Source organism: Acidiphilium multivorum AIU301, from assembly GCF_000202835.1.
Taxonomy (GTDB): domain Bacteria; phylum Pseudomonadota; class Alphaproteobacteria; order Acetobacterales; family Acetobacteraceae; genus Acidiphilium; species Acidiphilium multivorum.
In genome coordinates this window covers 3,245,464-3,262,857 of sequence record NC_015186.1, presented here as the reverse complement: position 1 = coordinate 3,262,857, position 17,394 = coordinate 3,245,464, and the positions used below count along the sequence as shown (strand labels likewise).

General features: G+C 70.7%; 15 protein-coding genes and 1 tRNA gene. 12 read left to right on the top strand and 4 right to left on the bottom strand.

Annotated features, from left to right (window positions below):
- Positions 1 to 61 precede the first annotated feature (61 nt).
- Positions 62 to 490, top strand: a complete 429-nt coding sequence (gene apaG / locus ACMV_RS14830) for a Co2+/Mg2+ efflux protein ApaG (protein WP_007423598.1) — start codon at positions 62 to 64, stop codon at positions 488 to 490.
- Positions 491 to 590: 100 nt separating this feature from the next.
- Positions 591 to 1,229: a GTP cyclohydrolase I FolE gene (folE, locus tag ACMV_RS14825; protein ID WP_007423597.1), complete on the top strand. Its 639-nt coding sequence runs from the start codon at positions 591 to 593 to the stop codon at positions 1,227 to 1,229.
- Between the two features lie 107 nt (positions 1,230 to 1,336).
- Here the strand turns inward: folE and ACMV_RS14820 are convergent, their stop codons facing one another.
- Positions 1,337 to 2,320, bottom strand: a complete 984-nt coding sequence (locus ACMV_RS14820; protein ID WP_013640938.1) for an aldo/keto reductase — start codon at positions 2,318 to 2,320, stop codon at positions 1,337 to 1,339.
- Between the two features lie 84 nt (positions 2,321 to 2,404).
- A complete protein-coding gene (locus ACMV_RS14815; protein ID WP_041665427.1) occupies positions 2,405 to 2,737 on the bottom strand; it encodes a hypothetical protein in 333 nt (110 codons plus the stop codon).
- A 239-nt stretch (positions 2,738 to 2,976) separates the two neighbouring features.
- Here ACMV_RS14815 and ACMV_RS14810 point away from each other — a divergent pair, with 239 nt between their 5' ends.
- On the top strand, positions 2,977 to 4,284 hold the full coding sequence (locus tag ACMV_RS14810; RefSeq protein ID WP_013640936.1) for a lytic transglycosylase domain-containing protein: 1,308 nt from the start codon (positions 2,977 to 2,979) through the stop codon (positions 4,282 to 4,284).
- A 124-nt stretch (positions 4,285 to 4,408) separates the two neighbouring features.
- On the opposite strand, the gene folD is transcribed toward ACMV_RS14810, so the two are convergent.
- Both folD and ACMV_RS14800 read right to left on the bottom strand, forming a co-directional pair.
- Positions 4,409 to 5,248 carry a bifunctional methylenetetrahydrofolate dehydrogenase/methenyltetrahydrofolate cyclohydrolase FolD gene (folD, locus tag ACMV_RS14805; RefSeq protein ID WP_013640935.1) on the bottom strand — a complete coding sequence of 280 codons (840 nt, stop codon included), beginning with the start codon at positions 5,246 to 5,248 and terminating at the stop codon, positions 4,409 to 4,411.
- Positions 5,249 to 5,256: 8 nt separating this feature from the next.
- Positions 5,257 to 5,562: a YggT family protein gene (locus ACMV_RS14800; RefSeq protein WP_007423795.1), complete on the bottom strand. Its 306-nt coding sequence runs from the start codon at positions 5,560 to 5,562 to the stop codon at positions 5,257 to 5,259.
- 117 nt (positions 5,563 to 5,679) lie between these two features.
- Between ACMV_RS14800 and ACMV_RS14795 the strand changes: the two genes are divergently transcribed.
- From ACMV_RS14795 to ACMV_RS14755, 9 genes are all read left to right on the top strand, one after another.
- Positions 5,680 to 5,755 (top strand) — tRNA-Ala (locus tag ACMV_RS14795).
- Positions 5,756 to 5,787: 32 nt separating this feature from the next.
- Positions 5,788 to 7,035: a transcription antitermination factor NusB gene (locus tag ACMV_RS14790; protein ID WP_012040211.1), complete on the top strand. Its 1,248-nt coding sequence runs from the start codon at positions 5,788 to 5,790 to the stop codon at positions 7,033 to 7,035.
- Between the two features lie 279 nt (positions 7,036 to 7,314).
- Positions 7,315 to 7,647, top strand: a complete 333-nt coding sequence (locus tag ACMV_RS14785) for a helix-turn-helix domain-containing protein (RefSeq protein WP_012040210.1) — start codon at positions 7,315 to 7,317, stop codon at positions 7,645 to 7,647.
- A 7-nt stretch (positions 7,648 to 7,654) separates the two neighbouring features.
- A complete protein-coding gene (locus ACMV_RS14780) occupies positions 7,655 to 8,398 on the top strand; it encodes a TlyA family RNA methyltransferase (protein WP_013640933.1) in 744 nt (247 codons plus the stop codon).
- A 105-nt stretch (positions 8,399 to 8,503) separates the two neighbouring features.
- Positions 8,504 to 9,694, top strand: a complete 1,191-nt coding sequence (locus ACMV_RS14775) for a phosphoserine transaminase (RefSeq protein ID WP_013640932.1) — start codon at positions 8,504 to 8,506, stop codon at positions 9,692 to 9,694.
- A gap of 3 nt (positions 9,695 to 9,697) precedes the next feature.
- Complete coding sequence (gene serA, locus ACMV_RS14770; protein WP_012040207.1) at positions 9,698 to 11,284, top strand: phosphoglycerate dehydrogenase; 1,587 nt, start codon at positions 9,698 to 9,700, stop codon at positions 11,282 to 11,284.
- 213 nt (positions 11,285 to 11,497) lie between these two features.
- A complete protein-coding gene (locus tag ACMV_RS14765; RefSeq protein WP_013640931.1) occupies positions 11,498 to 12,658 on the top strand; it encodes an efflux RND transporter periplasmic adaptor subunit in 1,161 nt (386 codons plus the stop codon).
- 4 nt (positions 12,659 to 12,662) lie between these two features.
- The gene (locus tag ACMV_RS14760) at positions 12,663 to 15,812 is read left to right on the top strand and encodes an efflux RND transporter permease subunit (RefSeq protein WP_013640930.1); all 3,150 of its coding nucleotides are present in this window, start codon (positions 12,663 to 12,665) and stop codon (positions 15,810 to 15,812) included.
- Positions 15,813 to 15,886: 74 nt separating this feature from the next.
- Positions 15,887 to 17,323, top strand: coding sequence for a pyridoxal phosphate-dependent decarboxylase family protein (locus ACMV_RS14755; protein WP_013640929.1), 1,437 nt, complete (start codon positions 15,887 to 15,889; stop codon positions 17,321 to 17,323).
- The last annotated feature ends 71 nt before the right edge of the window (positions 17,324 to 17,394 follow it).

The window sequence follows — 17,394 nt, the reverse complement described above, 5'->3', positions numbered from 1 at the left end:
CGGGGACTACAAAAACGTGAAGAGGGGCCGGAACCGGCCCGCAACGACGAGACGTCCACGCATGACCAGCCACCGCCCCGACCCGACCGGCGCCCTGTTCGTCAACGAGGATGCACGCATCAGGGTGAGCATCCGGGCGATCTTCCTCGAGGACCAGTCCCGTCCGGAGGAGCGGCATTTCGTCTGGGCGTATCAGGTGCGGATCGAGAATGTCGGCCAGGTGACGGCGCAGCTCATGATGCGGACCTGGACGATCACCGACGGCAACGGCCATGTCCAGCACGTTCACGGCCCCGGCGTGGTCGGCGAGCAGCCGGTGCTCGACCCCGGCGACGCCTTCGAATACACCTCCGGCACGCCGCTGGAGACGCCCTCGGGCTTCATGACCGGGATCTTCCACATGGTGGCGGTGGACAGCGGCGAGGAATTCGACGTGCCGACGCCGGGCTTCAGCCTCGACAGCCCACACGCGGACCAGCGGCGGCACTGAGCCCGCCGGCGGGTTGCCAGTTTCGCACCCCCGACCATATCAGCGTCGAGGCGGGTGGCCGGGCGACGGCCGGATCCGCGCAGGACATGGAGACACGCACGTGGACATTCGCACGCCGCCGGACCAGCTCGACACCACCCTGGAGGACGGCCGCCCCAGCCGCGAGGACGCGGAGGCGGCGATCCGCACGCTGATCCGCTGGGCCGGGGACGACGCCGACCGCGAGGGGGTGCGGGACACGCCGGCCCGCGTCGCCCGCGCCTACGAGGATTTCTTCCGCGGCTATGGCGAGGACCCGGAGGCCATTCTCTCCCGCACCTTCGAGGAAACCGAGGGCTATGACGAGATGGTGCTGCTGCGCGACATCCGCGTGGAATCGCATTGCGAGCACCACATGGTGCCGATCATCGGGGTCGCCCATGTCGCCTACCTGCCGAACCGGCGGGTGGTGGGGATCAGCAAGCTCGCCCGCGTGGTGGACGCCTATGCGCGGCGGCTGCAGATCCAGGAGAAGCTGACGGCGCAGATCGCCAACACGATCAACGAGGTGCTGCAGCCGCGCGGCGTCGCCGTGGTGATCGAGGCGGGGCACGAATGCATGTCGACCCGCGGGGTGCACAAGCCGGGCGTGTCGATGGTGACCAGCCGGATGCTCGGCGCGTTCCGCGACGACCCCTCGACGCGGCGGGAGTTCCTCGCGATGATCCAGGGACGGCGCTGCACCGGCTTCGAGACCTGACCCCGTCGCGCCGCCGCAGGGGCGGCGCGCTTGCCTGACCCCCTCGCGCCGCCGCATGGGCGGCGCGCTAATCTGATCCTGTCGCGGCGCCGCCGGGCGGCGCGCGCTCAGTGGCCGAGGGTCGCCATCTGCTCGGGGACGTGGCGGGCGCCGGCGGCGGCGCCGGGCGGGACCGCGCGGGCGAGCCGGCCGAGATCCTCGGCGGAGAGCGGCACGTCGAGCGCGCGGATGTTCTCGTCGAACTCGGCGAGGCCGGTCGGGCCGGGAATCGGCACCACGTCGCTGCCCTGGGCGAGCAGGAAGGCGAGCGCGAGCTGGGCCGGGCTGCAGCGCAGGCGGTGCGCCATGTCCTCGACGATGCGGACGAGGGCGACGTTGCGGTCGAAATTCCCGGCGAAGAAGCGCGGCTGGTTGCGGCGGACGTCGCCTTCGGGCAGGTCGTCCGGCTCGTGCAGGGTGCCGGTGAGCAGGCCGCGGGCGAGCGGCGAGGCGGCGATGAAGCCGATGTTGAGCTCGCGCAGGCAGGCCAGCGTGCCGGCCTCGGGGTCGCGGGTGAGGAGCGAGTATTCGCTCTCGACCGCGGCGAGCCGGTGGGTGGCGTGGGCGCGGCGGATCGAGTCGGGCGACGCCTCGGACAGGCCGAGGAAGCGCACCTTGCCCTCGGCGACGAGGCGGGACATCTCGCCCACCGAATCCTCGACCGGGATGGCGGGATCGACGCGGTGGAGGATCAGCAGGTCGATCACCGGGGTGGCGAGGCGGCGGAGGCTGGCCTCGACGCCGGCGCGCAGATGGGCGGGCGAGCCGTCGATGCCGAGAAAGGCGCCGTCGGCGCCGCGGCGGATACCGGACTTGGTGGCGAGGACGACACGGTCGCGCACCGGGGCGAGGGCGCGGCCGACCAGGCGCTCGTTGGCGCCGAGACCATAGACATCGGCGGTGTCGAAGAAGGTGACGCCGCGATCGACCGCGTGGCGGAGCAGCGCCTCGGCGGCGGCGGAATCGGGTGCCGCGGCGGACTCGGTCAGCCCCATGCAGCCGAAGCCCATGGCCGAGACCACCAGCGATCTGCCCAGCCTGCGTTCGTTCATCGCCTGTCCCCGAGGGTTGCGGCCGCCGCGGCGCTCCGGTGAGAGTGTGGGGAGAGCGGACCGGCTTGGCAAGCGGAAACGCGCTCAGCGCGAGGCGGGCACCAGGCGCGCCGGATGGCGGAGGACGCGCACGCGGGCGCCGCGCCGCAGGGTGGGCGGACCCGGCTCGACCACCGAGACCACGCTGCCATCGGCGAGGCGGACGATGTATTCGGCGGCCGGCGCGGCGGAGGGGGCGGTATCGACGCCCAGCGCGCCGAGCACGATGCGGCGGGCGCCGGGCGCGACCGGGCGGACCGCGACCACCGTGCCGGCGAGGCCGGCGGCGCGCGGCGGCGCGGGCGGCGGCGGCGCGGCGCAGCCGGCGAGCAGGAGAAAAAGGCCGATCGCACGGGCGGGTGGCGGGAGACGGGTCATCGCGGGATCTCCGATGCGCGGATGCGCGGTGATTTGCAGAATCATGTTGCCTTGAAATCGCCGATAAGTTAAGCGGTTATGAGACGAATTTCATGTGCCGGGCGAGGCTGCCGGCGCAACGGAGCGGCTGGCCGCCCCAACCCCCCCGGGCGGATGCCACGCGCCGCGCCGAACTGCGATGGGAGACACGTGTTGAACGCTGCGTTCCACCCCGCCCCGCTCCGCGCGAGCCGTCCGCGATGACCGCGAAGCTGCGACACGCCTGGCGATTCGCCGGACTCTCCGCCCTCGCCCTGCTGGCCGCCTGTTCGACCCGGCAGACCAATCTGAGCCCGAGCCAGCTCGCGGCGCGCTATGCCGCCAACGCGCCGGCCGATTACCGCCCGCCGGGACCGCCCGGCGACCCGTGGGGGCCGTATATCGAGCAGGCCTCGGCGCGGTTCGACGTGCCGGCGAAATGGATCCGCGCGGTGATGCATGTCGAGTCGGGCGGGCACGAATACATGAACGGGCATCTCACCGTCTCCAGCGCCGGGGCGATGGGGCTGATGCAGCTGGAGCCCGAGACCTACCAGGAGATGGCGGCGCGCTACGGGCTGGGGCCGGACCCGTTCAACCCGCTCGACAACATCATGGCGGGGACGGCGTATATCCACCAGATGTACGAGATCTACGGCTCGCCGGGCTTCCTCGCCGCGTATAACGCGGGGCCGGGGCGGCTCGACGACTATCTCGACTACCGCCAGCCGCTGCCGGCGCAGACGCGGCACTATGTGGCGATGATCGCGCCGCAGATCGCCGGCGTGTATCCGGCCGGGCCGTCCGAGGCGGAGGCGGTGGCGATGAACCAGCTGCCGACGCGGATTCCGGCGGGCATCCGCCCGGCGGACGATGGCGGCGAGACCTCGCGGCTGAACCAGGCGCAGATCGCGATGCGGCAGACGGCGCCGACGCTGCCCGCGCCATCGCCGGCGCCGGCGCCGGTGCGCGTGGCCGCGCTCGCGCCGCCCGCCGCGGTGGAGCCGCAGGCCGTGCCGGTGGCGGTGGCCACGCGGTCCATGCCGCCGGTTCGCCGGCCGCACGGGTTCGGCGGGTTCTCGCTGATTCCCTCGGCCGAGGCGGCGACGCCGGTGATGGACGGGCCGCCGGTGACCCGGCAGGCGACGCCTTCCATCCGCACCGCGAGCGCGCTGGCGCCGCGCGCGGTGGCGGCGCCGCGCCCGGCGACGATGCGCCTCGCGGCAGCGCGGGCGCCGGTTGCCGCAGCACCGCAGCCGACGCGGCAGCTCGGCGGCGGGCGCTGGAGCATCCAGGTCGGCGCCTACGACACCCCGGCGCACGCCAAGGCGGCGCTCGGCATCGCCGAGCTGAGCGCGGTGGCCATGCTGATGAAGGGGCAGCCGGTGGTCGAGCCGATCTCGACCGCGCGGGGCCGGTTCTACCGGGCGCGGTTCGTCAACCTGCCGCACAGCGCCGCGGTGAGCGCCTGCCGGCAGTTGCAGGGCGGGCCGACCGGCTGCGCGGTGCTGTCGCCCGACGCGGGATAACCGCGTCCTACAGATCGAGGGTTAACCGCGTCCTACAGATCGAGGGATAACCGCGTCCGGCACGACGCGGGGTGAGGCGCCCTCGCCCGTTCGCGGGTGGCCGCGCCGGCGCCGGAGCAAAAACTCAGCGGCGGGCGGCGGCGGCGATCAGGGTGTTTTCGAGCAGGCAGGCGATGGTCATCGGCCCGACGCCGCCGGGGACCGGGGTGATCGCGCCGGCGACGGCGGCGGCCTCCGCGTAGGCGACGTCGCCGACCAGCCCGCCCGCCGCCGTGCGGTTGATGCCGACATCGATGACCGTGGCGCCGGGGGAAACCCAGTCGCCCTTCACCATTTCGGCGCGGCCGACCGCGGCGATCAGGATTTCGGCGCGGCGGCATTCGGCGGCGAGGTCGCGCGTGCGGGAATGGGCGATGGTGACGGTGGCGTCGGCGGCGAGCAGCAGGGCGGCCATCGGGCGGCCGACGATGTTGGAGCGGCCGAGCACGAGGGCGCGGGCGCCGCGCGGGGCGATGCCGGCGGCGGCGAGCAGCTTCATCACGCCGCGCGGGGTGCAGGGCACGAGGAAGGGCGTGCCGAGCGCGAGGGCGGCGACATTGTCGGGGTGGAAGCCGTCGACATCCTTGGCCGGGTCGATCGCGCGGATCACCGCCTGCGGGTCGATGCCGGCCGGCAGGGGCAGCTGGACGAGGATGCCGTCGACCGCGGGATCGCGGTTGAGGCGGGCGATCAGGGCGAGCAGCTCGGCCTGGCTCGCGCTCGCGGGCAGGCGGATGGTCTCGCTGGCGAAGCCGGCCGCCTTCGCGGCGCGCTCCTTGTTGCGGACATAGACCTGGCTCGCCGGGTCCTCGCCGACGAGGACGACGGCGAGGCCGGGCGCGTAGGGCAAGGTGGCGGCGCGGGCGGCCACCTCGGCGCGCAGGGCGGCGGCGACCGCCTTGCCGTCGATGACGCGGGCCGCCATCGGGGCGCTCACTGGTAGCCCATCGCGGCGAGGTGGCCGTAGAGCCCGCCGAGGAAGATCTGCAGCGCGCGCAGCAGCAGGAAGCCGACGATGAAGGAAATGTCGATGCCGCCGATCGCGGGGATGAAGCGGCGGAACGGCGCGAGGAAGGGCTCGGTCGCGCGGAAGAGGAAATCCTCGATCCGGTAGACGATGTGGTTGCGGGTGTCGAGCACGCCGAACGCCATGAGCCAGCTGAAGATCGCCGCCGCGATCATGATGTAGATGTAGATCTGGATGGCCTCGTCGAGGAACCAGAAAACCGCTCCGAGCATCGTAACCCTCCTTGGCTGGTGCCCGGGTTAGCGAAGCACGGCGTTTCGCGCAACGTGACAAGGCGGACGAGGTGGCTTGACTTCCGGCTCAGGGTGCGCGATTGGCCGCGCAGGGATGGGGCTGTAGCTCAGTTGGGAGAGCGCCTCGTTCGCAATGAGGAGGTCAGGGGTTCGATTCCCCTCAGCTCCACCATCCCGCTTCTTTCCCCAGGTTGAATGGTGCGCATGACGAAGACAGGGGGCGATCCGACCCGCGATGCGGCGTTCGCGCTGCTGTCCGCCGTGCTGGACCGGCGCGCGCCGCTGGACGCGGCGCTGGCCGGGCTCGCGGACATCGCACCGCGCGACCGGGCGGCGGCGCACCGGATCGCGGCCGCGGTGCTGCGGCGGCTCGGCAGCCTCGACGCCATTCTCGAACCCCATCTGCGGCGCGCGCCGCCGGCGCCGGTGCGGCATATCCTGCGGATCGGCGCGGCGCAGCTCGCGCTGCTCGGCGCGCCGGCGCACGCGGCGGTGAGCACGGCGGTGGGGCTCGCGCATGCGCGCGGGCTCGGCAAGTTCGCGGGGCTGGTGAACGCGGTGCTGCGCAAGGTGAGCGCCGACGGGGCGGCGGCGCTGGAGGCGCTCGATTCGCCGCGGCTGGACACGCCGGCCTGGCTCTGGGCCTCGTGGGGGGCGGCGGCGCGGGCGATCGCCACCACGCACCAGGGCGAGGCGCCGCTCGATCTCACGCTGAAGGACGGGGCGGCGGTGCCGGAGGGCGGCGAGCGGCTGCCGACCGGATCGGTGCGGCTGCCGGCGGGCACCGACGTGACCCAGCTTTACGGCTATGCCGCCGGCACGCTCTGGGTGCAGGACGCGGCGGCCGCCCTGCCCGCGCGGCTGCTCGGCGACGTGGCCGGGCGGCGGGTGCTCGATCTCTGCGCGGCGCCGGGCGGCAAGACCGCGCAGCTCGCCGCCGCCGGCGCGGCGGTGACCGCGCTCGACCGCGACGCGCGCCGGCTGGCGCGGCTGCGGGAGAATCTCGACCGGCTCGGCCTCGCGGCGGAGACGGTGGCGGCGGACGCGCTGGACTGGCGGCCGGCGCAACGCTTCGACGCGATCCTGCTGGATGCGCCGTGCTCGGCGACCGGGACGATCCGCCGGCACCCGGAGATCCTGCATCTGCGGCGGCCACGCGACATCGAGACCTGCGCCGCATTGCAGGACCGGCTGCTCGACGCCGCGGCGGCGATGCTCGCGCCGGGCGGGACGCTGGTCTACGCCGTCTGCTCGCTGCAGCCGGAGGAAGGCGCCCGGCGCATCGAGGCGGCGTGCGGGCGGCTCGGGCTGCGGCGCGCGCCGCTCGGCGCGGCGGAATTGCCGGGGCTGGCCGAGGCGGTGACGCCGGCGGGCGACCTTGCCACCCATCCCGGAATGTGGGCGGAGCGCGGCGGCATGGACGGGTTTTTCGCGGCAAGGTTGCAAGGCTGAGTCTGTCAGCCTGACTACCAGCGCAGGTTGCTTTTTCGCCCGACGAAGTTTCTTCATTTGTTAACGCGGCGGCCAGACGCGCGTCATGATCCGGCATGTGTTGCGGAGCAACATGTCATTGCCTCGGAAAATCTCAATTTTTGATTTTTGAGACAGATGAGACATGATAACGGACCCATCAGGAGGCCTGACAAAAAAAGTTATTATTCGTCACGTTTTTTTTGTCAAATCCCTTAACGGCGGCTGGCGCGACTCCCGGCACGTCTTTATGTTGACACCATGGCACCGAAGAAACAGACGCCCCCGGAATCGGTCGGGCAACGAATCCGCGCCTTGCGCCTTGCGAACAATCTCACCCAGGACGAGTTTGCCGCGCAGCTCGGCGTGTCGCGCTCGGCGATCGCGCAGTGGGAAACCGACCGGGCCGGGCAGGTCCGGGAAAATCTCGAACGGATTTCGAAGGTGCTCGGCACCTCGATCGCCTATCTGGTCTCGGGGGAGACCGGGTCGCTGCAGGGCGACGAGCTGGCGCTGATGCGGCTGTACCGCGCCTGCGCTGCGGAGGACCGGCAGATCCTGCTGCGCACCGCGAAGCGGCTCGCCCGCGGCTGAGACCGGCGTGGCGCGCGGCCGGGCCGATCTCGCCCTCGTCGCGCGCGGGCATTTCGCGAGCCGGGCGCGGGCGCAGGAGGCGATCCGGCGCGGCCTGGTGAGCGCGGGCGGACGGACGATCGGCAAGCCGGGCGAACTGGTGGGCGACGACGAGGCGCTGAGCGTGGCCGATGCCGGCGCCGCCTGGGTCTCGCGCGGGGCGCTGAAGCTGATCGCCGCCCTCGATCATTTCGGATTGTCACCGGAAAACCGGATCTGCCTCGATATCGGCGCCTCGACCGGCGGGTTCACCGAGGTGCTGCTCGCGCGCGGCGCGGCGCTGGTGCACGCGGTGGATGTGGGCCACGGGCAGATGGCCCCTGCCCTGCGCGAAGATGCGCGGGTGCGTCTGCATGAGGGGGTGAACGCGCGCGACCTGTCGGCCACGGGGATACCGGGCGGACTCGGTGCGGTTGTGTGCGACGTGAGCTTCATCGGGCTGCGCAAGGTGCTGCCCGCGGGCCTCGCGCTGTGCGGGAAGGACGCCTTCGCGGTGGCGCTGATCAAGCCGCAATTCGAGGCGGGGCCGGAGGCGGTCGGCAAGGGCGGGATCGTGCGCGATGCCGCTGTGCATGAACGTGTGTGCGGCGAGATCGGCGACTGGTTCGCGCAGATTCCCGGCTGGCGGGGGCTCGGCATCATCCCCAGCCCGATCGAGGGCGGGGATGGCAATCGCGAATTCCTGATTGCAGCCATGAGGGACGCGCGCTGAGGCGGCGCACGGTTTTGCTTGCGGCGGCGCGAAAAGCCGGATACATCCCGCGGCGGGTCACGCCCCCCCACCGGGGCGCTTATCTTCTGCAAGGGAGACCATCTGATGGCAGACGCCGCCGCGGCCGCGCACGCGAAGCCGCATACTCGCCCCCACAATCCGAATTTTTCCTCCGGCCCCTGCGCCAAGCGGCCCGGCTTCACGCTCGAGGCGCTTTCCGGCGCGATGCTCGGCCGCAGCCACCGCGCCAAGGAGCCGAAGGCGAAGCTCGCCGAGGTGATCACCCGCTCGCGCGACATTCTCGGCCTGCCGTCCGACTGGCGGCTCGGCATCGTTCCCGCCTCGGACACCGGCGCCGTCGAGATGGCGCTGTGGTCGATGCTCGGCGCCCGGCCGGTCGACGTGCTGGCGTTCGAGAGTTTCTCCGAGGCCTGGGCGACCGATGTGCTCAAGCAGCTCAAGCTCGCCGACGCGCGGGTGCTGAGCGCGCCCTATGGACAGATTCCCGATCTTGCCGCCGTCGATTTCAGCCATGACGTGGTGCTGGCCTGGAACGGCACGACCTCGGGCGCGCGGATGCCGAACGGCGACTGGATTCCGGCGGATCGTGAAGGGCTGGTGATCGCGGACGCGACCTCGGCCGCGTTCGCGATGGAACTGCCCTTTGAAAAACTCGATGTGGTGACCTGGTCCTGGCAGAAGGCGCTGGGCGGCGAGGCGGCGCACGGGATGCTGGCGCTTTCGCCGCGCGCGGTGGAGCGGCTGCTGACCTACAAACCGGAGCGGCCGCTGCCGAAGATTTTCCGCCTGACCTCGGGCGGCAAGCTGATCGAGGGGATTTTCGCCGGCGAGACGATCAACACCCCGTCGATGCTGGCGGTGGAGGACGCGCTGGACGGGCTGCGCTGGGCCGAGGGCATCGGCGGGCTCAAGGCCATGATTGCGCGTTCGGAACGGAATCTCGCGGCGATCGCGCGCTGGGCCGAGGGCAATGCGCGGGTGGAGTTCCTCGCCGCCGATCCGGCGATCCGCTCCTGCACGTCGATCTGCCTCGTCATCGCCGCGCCGTGGTTCGCCGCCCTCGATGCCGAGGCGCAGGCGAAGGCGGCGAAGCGGGTCGCCGCGCTGCTGGAGGCCGAAGGTGTCGCCCATGACATCGGCGCCTATCGCGACGCGCCGCCGGGGCTGCGGATCTGGGGCGGTGCGACCGTCGAGACCGCCGACATCGAGGCGCTGCTGCCCTGGATCGACTGGGCGATCGACGCCGTTCATTCCGACATTTCCGCGAAGGCCTGAGACATGCCCAAGGTTCTGATCAGCGACAAGCTTTCTCCCGCCGCCATCGACATCTTCAAGCGGCGCGGCATCGACGTGACGGTGAAGACCGGGCTCGCCCCGGCGGAACTGCGCGAGATCATCGGCGAATTCGACGGGCTCGCCATCCGCTCGGCGACCAAGGTGACGCGCGAGCTGCTGGACGCGGCGACCAACCTGAAGGTGATCGGCCGCGCGGGCATCGGCGTCGACAACGTGGACGTGAAATCGGCCACCGCGCGCGGCGTGGTGGTGATGAACACGCCCTATGGCAACGCCATCACCACCGCCGAGCACGCGATCGGCCTGATGTTCGCGCTGGCGCGGGAACTGCCGGAGGCCTCGGCCTCGACCAAGGCGGGGAAGTGGGAGAAGAACCGGTTCATGGGCGTCGAGCTGACCGGCAAGACGCTCGGCCTGATCGGGGCGGGGAATATCGGCTCGATCGTCGCCGACCGCGCGCTCGGGCTGAAGATGCGCGTGCTGGCCTATGACCCCTACCTGACCGAGGCGCGGGCGACGACGCTCGGCGTCGAGAAGGCGGATCTGGACACGGTGCTGGCGCGGGCGGATTTCATCACCCTGCACACGCCGCTGACCGAGCAGACGCGCAACATCCTCTCGCGCGAAAGCATCGCCAGGACCAAGCCGGGTGTGCGCATCATCAACTGCGCGCGCGGCGGGCTGGTGGACGAGGCGGCGCTGTACGACGCGCTGAAATCGGGCCATGTGGCGGGCGCCGCACTCGACGTGTTCGAGGTCGAGCCGGCGAAGGAAAGCCCGCTCTTCGCGCTGCCGAACGTGGTCTGCACCCCGCATCTGGGGGCGGCGACGACCGAGGCGCAGGAGAACGTGGCGTTGCAGGTGGCCGAGCAGATCAGCGATTTCCTGCTGACCGGGGCGGTGACGAACGCGATCAACATGGCCTCGGTCTCGGCCGAGGACGCGCCGAGGCTCAAGCCCTACATGGAGCTTTGCCAGCTGCTCGGCAGTTTCGCGGGGCAGCTCACCGAGGCGCGGCAGGGCGTGATCCGCAAGGTCGGCATCGAATACGAGGGCGCGGCCGCGCATGTGAACCAGCGCCCGCTCTCGGCGGCGCTGTTCGCCGGGCTGCTCGCGCCGATGATGGAAGGTGTGAACATGGTCAACGCGCCGGTCTTCGCGCGGGACCACGGGATCGAGCTGGCGGAGACGGTGTTCGACCGCGACTGCGAATACCAGACGCTGATCCGCGTTTCGGTGACGACGGACGAGCAGACGCGCACCGTGTCGGGCACGCTGTTCGGCGGGGCGAAGCCGCGGCTGGTCGAGGTGAAGGGCATCAAGGTCGAGGCGGATTTCGGCCGGCACATGCTCTATGTGACCAACCGCGACAAGCCGGGATTCATCGCCCAGTGCAGCGCCATTCTCGCCGAGAAGGGCATCAACATCGCCACCTTCCATCTCGGCCGGACCGAGAAGGGCGGCGATGCGGTGTGCCTGATCTCGATCGACGAGACCCTGCCGGACGACGCGCTCGCCGCGATCCGCGCGCTGCCGCAGGTGATGCAGGCGACGCAGATTTCGTTCTGATACCGATATATTAACAACGCCGGAGGCTCCCGCAAAACCGGCTGGCGGAACGGGGTCGCGCAATTGACGGCGCGGCCCCGTCTCCATTATTGAGAGGCAGGACAGGAGTCTTGCCGTTCCTGCGCGAAGCGGGGTTGCGGCGGCGGCGTCCGCGCCGATCTCTCTCCTGTCGTCCGCGCCCGAATCCATCCGCGCCACACAAAGAGGAACCGCATGCGCCGATCGCTTCATGCCACGGCCTGCCGCGCCGCCGGCTTCGTGACCGTCCTTGCCCTCGGCATCGCCGGGGCGCGGGCCGCAGCACCGCCGCCGGTGGTCAGCGTCGTCGTCGTGAAGCCGCAGAAGGTCTACCAGCAGGACAGCTTCATCGGGCGGATCCAGGCGGCGCATATCGTCAATCTCGTGCCGCGGGTGACCGGGTATCTGGAGAAGCGCCTGTTCCGCCAGGGGGCGGAAGTGAAGAAGGGACAGCTGCTCTACGTGATCGAGCCGGGGCCGTACCAGGCGGCGTTCGACCAGGCGAAGGCGAATGTCGCCGACGCGCAGGCGACGCTCGACAACGCGGAGCTGACGCTGGAGCGCGCGGCGCGGCTGCTGCACACGCCGGCCGGACAGCAATCGACCTACGACGACGACAAGGCGGCGGCGGAAAGTGCGGCGGCGAAGCTGCAGGCCGCCGAGGCGGCGCGCGAGACCGCGGCGATCAACCTCGCCTATACCCAGATCCGCGCGCCGCTCGACGGGCGGATCGGCGCGAGCGCGGTGAATATCGGCAATGTCGTCGGGCCAAATACGGGAACGCTCGCCACCGTGGTGAGCCAGAACCCGATGAACATCGTGTTCTCGATGCCGACGCGCGATGCGATCCGGCTGCGCCAGCGGCTGGCGACGCAGGGCGGGCTCGCCGGCGTGGTGCTGCGGGTGAAGCTGCCGGACGGGCGGATGGACCGGCAGGAGGGCACGCTCGACTTCACCAGCAACCAGATCAGCCAGTCGACCGACAGCCTCGCGATGCAGGGGACGATTCCGAACCCGGTGATCAAGGGGCTCGGCAATGCGCGCACCAGCGACCGCGAGCTGACCAGCGGCGAGTTCGTCACCGTGATCGTGCGCAGCCGCACGCCGGAGGACAAGATCGTGCTGCCGCGCGACGCGGTGCTGGCCGACCAGGTGGGCGACTATGTGCTGACCGTCGGCAAGGACGGCAAGGTGGCGCGCGCCGACGTCAAGCTCGCCTCGACCACGCCGGCGACCGCGACGATCGCGAGCGGGCTGGCCATCGGGACGAAGGTGATCGTCGATGGCGTGGAGAAGGTGCATCCCGGGGTGAAGGCGAACGCGAAGGTGATTGCCTCGCCGGTCGCACAGGGCTGAGGCCGTGATCCCCTCCTTCTTCATCGACCGGCCGCGCTTCGCGATGGTGATCGCGATCGTGATCACCATCGCCGGCATCATCGCGATGACGCGGATTCCGGTGGCGCAGTTCCCCTCGATCGTGCCGCCGGCGGTGCAGGTGACCGCGACCTATCCCGGCGCCTCGGCGCAGGTGGTGAACGACACCGTGGCCGAGCCGATCGAGCAGCAGATCAACGGGCTGAGCGACGAGATCTATTACTCCTCGACCACGGCGAATGACGGCTCCTACAACCTGACCGTCACCTTCAAGCTCGGCAGCAACCCGGACATCGACACCGTCAATGTCACCAACGCGGTGCAGCAGGCGCTGACCCAGCTGCCGGCCGAGGTGCAGAAGGAAGGGCTGACGGTGCGCAAGCGCTCCGCCTCGGTGCTGGAGTTCATGTTCTTCTACAGCCCGGACAACAAGCTCACGCCGCTGCAGATCTCGAACTACGTGAAGATCAACGTGCTCAACCCGCTCGGCCGCGTGCCGGGGGTGGGCCAGGCGTTCATGTTCGGCGAGCAGGACTATTCGATGCGGGTGATCTTCAGCACCGCCCGCCTCGCCCAGCTCGGGCTGACGCCGGCGGACCTGATCAGCGCGATCCAGGACCAGAACACCCAGGCGCCGGTCGGCACGATCGGGCTGATGCCGATCGCCGGCAAGCAGCAATACCAGCTCTCGGTGCAGACCGAGGGGCGGCTGACATCGGCCCGGCAGTTCGGCAACATCGTCATCCGCGGCAACAGGGACGGCTCGCTGCTGCGGCTGAAGGACGTGGCGAAGATCCGCCTCGGGCCGCAGAGCGAGAACCAGGTCGACCGGATCAACGGGCATCCCGGTGTCGCCATCGGCGTGTTCCTCTCGCCGGGGGCGAACGCGGTGGCGACCTCGGGGCGGGTGTCGGCGGAGATCGCCCGGCTCTCGAAGCGGTTTCCGGCCAGCCTCGCGAGCAAGACGGTCTACAATTCCAGCAGCTTCGTCTCGGACACGATCAGCGAGGTGATCAAGACGCTGGCCGAGGCGTTCGCGCTGGTCGTGCTCGTGGTGTTCTTCTTCCTCGGCTCGTGGCGGGCGGCGCTGGTGCCGACGATCGTCGTGCCGATCGCGCTGCTCGGCAGCTTCGCGTGCATGCTCGCCCTCGGCTATTCGGCGAACACGGTGACGCTGCTGGCGCTGGTGGTGGCGACCGGACTCGTGGTGGATGACGCCATCGTCGTCGTCGAGAATATCGAGCGGGTGATGGCGGAGCGGCCGGAGCTGTCGCCGCGCGAGGCGGCGAAGGTGGCGATGGCGCAGATCCAGGCGCCGATCATCGCGATCATGCTGGTGCTGCTCTCGGTGTTCGTGCCGACGGCGTTCATCCCCGGCCTGTCGGGCCTGCTGTTCACCCAGTTCGCGGTGGCGATCAGCACGGCGATGCTGATCTCGGCGCTGAACGCGCTCACACTGTCGCCGGCACTCTGCGCCATCCTGCTGCGCCGGGGCGAGCACGGGCACGGCATCATGGCGCGCGTCCTCGATTTCATCGAACGGACGCGGGCGGGCTACAGCCGGCTGATCGGCCGGCTCGTCGCGCGCTCGGTGCTGGGGCTGATGGTGATCGTCGCCTTCGGGGTGGCGGCGTTCCTGCTCGCGCGGATCACGCCGGGCGGGTTCCTGCCGGACGAGGACCAGGGCGCGCTGTTCATCCAGGCGACGCTGCCGCCCGGCGCCTCGCTGCAGCGGACCGACGCGATGGGGCAGAAGCTGGCGAAGATGATCCACACCCTGCCGCAGGTGCAGGACGTGATCGCCATCAACGGCTACTCGATCCTCGACTCGGCGACCGAGCCGAACGCGCTGTTCATGGTGGCGCACCTGAAGCCGTTCGCGCAGCGGCCGGGGCCGAAGAATTCGGTGCAGGCGGTGATCCGCAAGATCTTCGCGATGGGCTCGCAGGTGCAGGGGGCGAACATCGTCGCCTTCAACCTGCCGCCGATCATCGGGCTGTCGACCAATGGCGGCTTCACCTACGAGCTTGAGAACGTCGCCGGCGCGAGCCAGCAGAAATTCAATTCGGTGCTCAAGGGGCTGATCGTCGCGGCGAATTCGGACCCGAAGCTCGCGCATGTGTTCAGCACCTACGCGGCGAACAACCCCTCGGTCTATCTCGATATCGACCGCGCCAAGGCGCAGGCGCTCGGCGTGCCGATCTCCTCGATCTTCCAGGCGCTGCAGGCCTCGCTGGGCGGGTTCTACGTCAACCAGTTCAACATGTTCGGCCAGGTCTGGCAGGTGAACATCCAGGCCGCCTCGGCCGACCGCGACACGCGCGCCGCGATCTGGCGGATCTATGTGCGCAGCGATTCCGGCAAGATGGTTTCGCTCCGCTCGCTGGCGACGGCGCACACGCGGCTCGGCCCGCAGATCGTCAGCCGCTACAACGACTCGCTGGCCGCACCGGTGTTCGGCTCGCCGGCGCCGGGCGTGTCGTCCGGGGCGGCGCTGGCGGCGATGGACCGGATTTCCGCCCGCGTGCTGCCGGCCGGCTTCTCGTATGACTGGACCAGCACCGCCTATCTGCAGCAGCAGGCCAAGGGCCAGGCGGCCTATGTGTTCATCCTGTCGCTGATCTTCGCCTACCTGTTCCTGGTGGCGCTGTACGAGAGCTGGATCATTCCGGTGCCGGTGCTGCTCTCGGTCGTGGTCGGCGTGTTCGGGGCGATGCTCGGCATCGTGCTCGGCGGGCTGACGATCGACCTCTATGCCGAGATCGGGCTCGTCGTGCTGATCGCGCTGGCGGCGAAGAACGGCATCCTCATCGTCGAGTTCGCCAAGGAGCGGCGCGAGGAGGGCATGGGCATCCGCGAGGCGGCGGTGCTGGGTGCGCGGATGCGGTTCCGCGCGGTGATGATGACCTCGATCGCCTTCATCTTCGGGCTGCTGCCGCTGGTGGTGGCGACCGGGGCGGCGCAGATCACCAGGCGGTCGCTGGGCACGCCGGTCTTCGCCGGGATGATCTTCGCCAGCGGCATCGGCATCTTCGTGATCCCGCTGCTGTACGTGACGTTCGAGACGCTGCGGATGCGCGTCTCGCGCCCGGCGCGCGAGCGGCAGAAGGAAATCGCCGTCACCGGGGACGACTAGGCGGCGCGGGCGGGCTTTACCGGGTTATGTTTGGCGGGCTTTACCGCCCGCGCCGGCGCGCATAAGCAGCGTTCATGGCAACGCTTGATCCCGAGGACTGGTCCGAGCTCCGCGCGCTGGGGCACCGGATGATCGACGACATGTTCGACCGGCTGGAAGGGCTCGGCGCGGCGCCGGTCTGGCAACCGATGCCGGACGCGGTGCGCGCGGGGTTCCGCGCCCCGGTGCCGCGCGAGGGGAGCGGCGCCGCCCGCGCCTATGACGCGTTCGCGGCGCGGATCGCGCCCTATGCCTCGGGCAATACGAGCCCGCGCTTCATGGGCTGGGTGCAGGGCGGCGGCAACGCGGTGGGGATGCTGGCGGAACTGCTGGCCGGCGGGCTCAACGAGAATTGCGGCGGGCGGGACCATGTCGGGCTCGAAGTCGAACGGCAGGTGGTGGCCTGGGCGGCGGAGCTGCTCGGCCTGCCGGCGGCGACCGGCGGGCTGATGGTGACCGGATCGTCGATCGCGAATTTCATCGCCCTGCTCTGCGCGCGGCGGGCGCATTGCGGCGCGGCGGTGCGGCAGGACGGGCTCGGCGGGCGGCGCCTTACCGGCTACGCGCAGGCGGGGGTGCATCGGTGCGTGCCGGGCGCGTTCGACATGGCCGGGCTCGGCGGCGCGGCGCTGCGGCGGGTGGCGCTCGGCGCCGACCGGCGGATCGACCTCGCGGCGCTGGAGGCGGCGATCGCCGCCGACCGGGCGGCGGGGGCGGAGCCGTTCATGATCGTCGGCACCGCGGGATCGGTCGATGTGGGGGCGATCGACGATCTGGCCGCCCTCGCCGCGATCGCCCGGCGGGAGGGGATGTGGTTTCACGTCGACGCCGCGTTCGGGGCGCTGGCGGCGGCCTCGCCGGCGAGGCGGGAGCTGGTCGCGGGGATCGGCGAAGCGGATTCGGTGGCGTTCGACTTCCACAAATGGGCGCAGGTGCAATACGATTCCGGCTGCATCCTGGTGCGCGACCGGCAGCTGATGCTGAATGCCTTCGCGCAGGATGCCTCGTATCTGACGACGACGGCGCGGGGGCTTTCGGGCGGCGCGCCCTGGCCGTGCGACATGGGGCCGGATCTCTCGCGCGGGTTCCGGGCGCTGAAGGTGTGGATGACGATCGAGGCCTATGGCACCGCGGCGCTGGGCGGCATCGTCGATGATTGCTGCGCGCTGGCGGCGCGGCTCGCGGCCTCGGTGGATGCGGCGCCGCGGCTTGCGCGCCTCGCGCCGGTGCCGCTCAACATCGTGTGTTTCCGCTACGATGACGGCGGCGCGGAGCTGGACGCGCTGAACGCCGCGATCGCCGCCGACATCCAGGAGAGCGGGCGTTACGTGATCTCGACCACGACGATCGACGGGGTGCGGGCGCTGCGGGCGGCGATCGTCAATCACCGGACGAGGGCGGCGGATATCGACGGGCTGGCGGCGGCGGTGAGTGCCGCGGGGGACGCCCGCAGGCACGAACCGATCGGTTGAACCGATCAAACGGATCGGTCAGGGACGATGGCCTGAAGCGGTGCGGGGCGTCATAAATCCGGGCGGAGAAC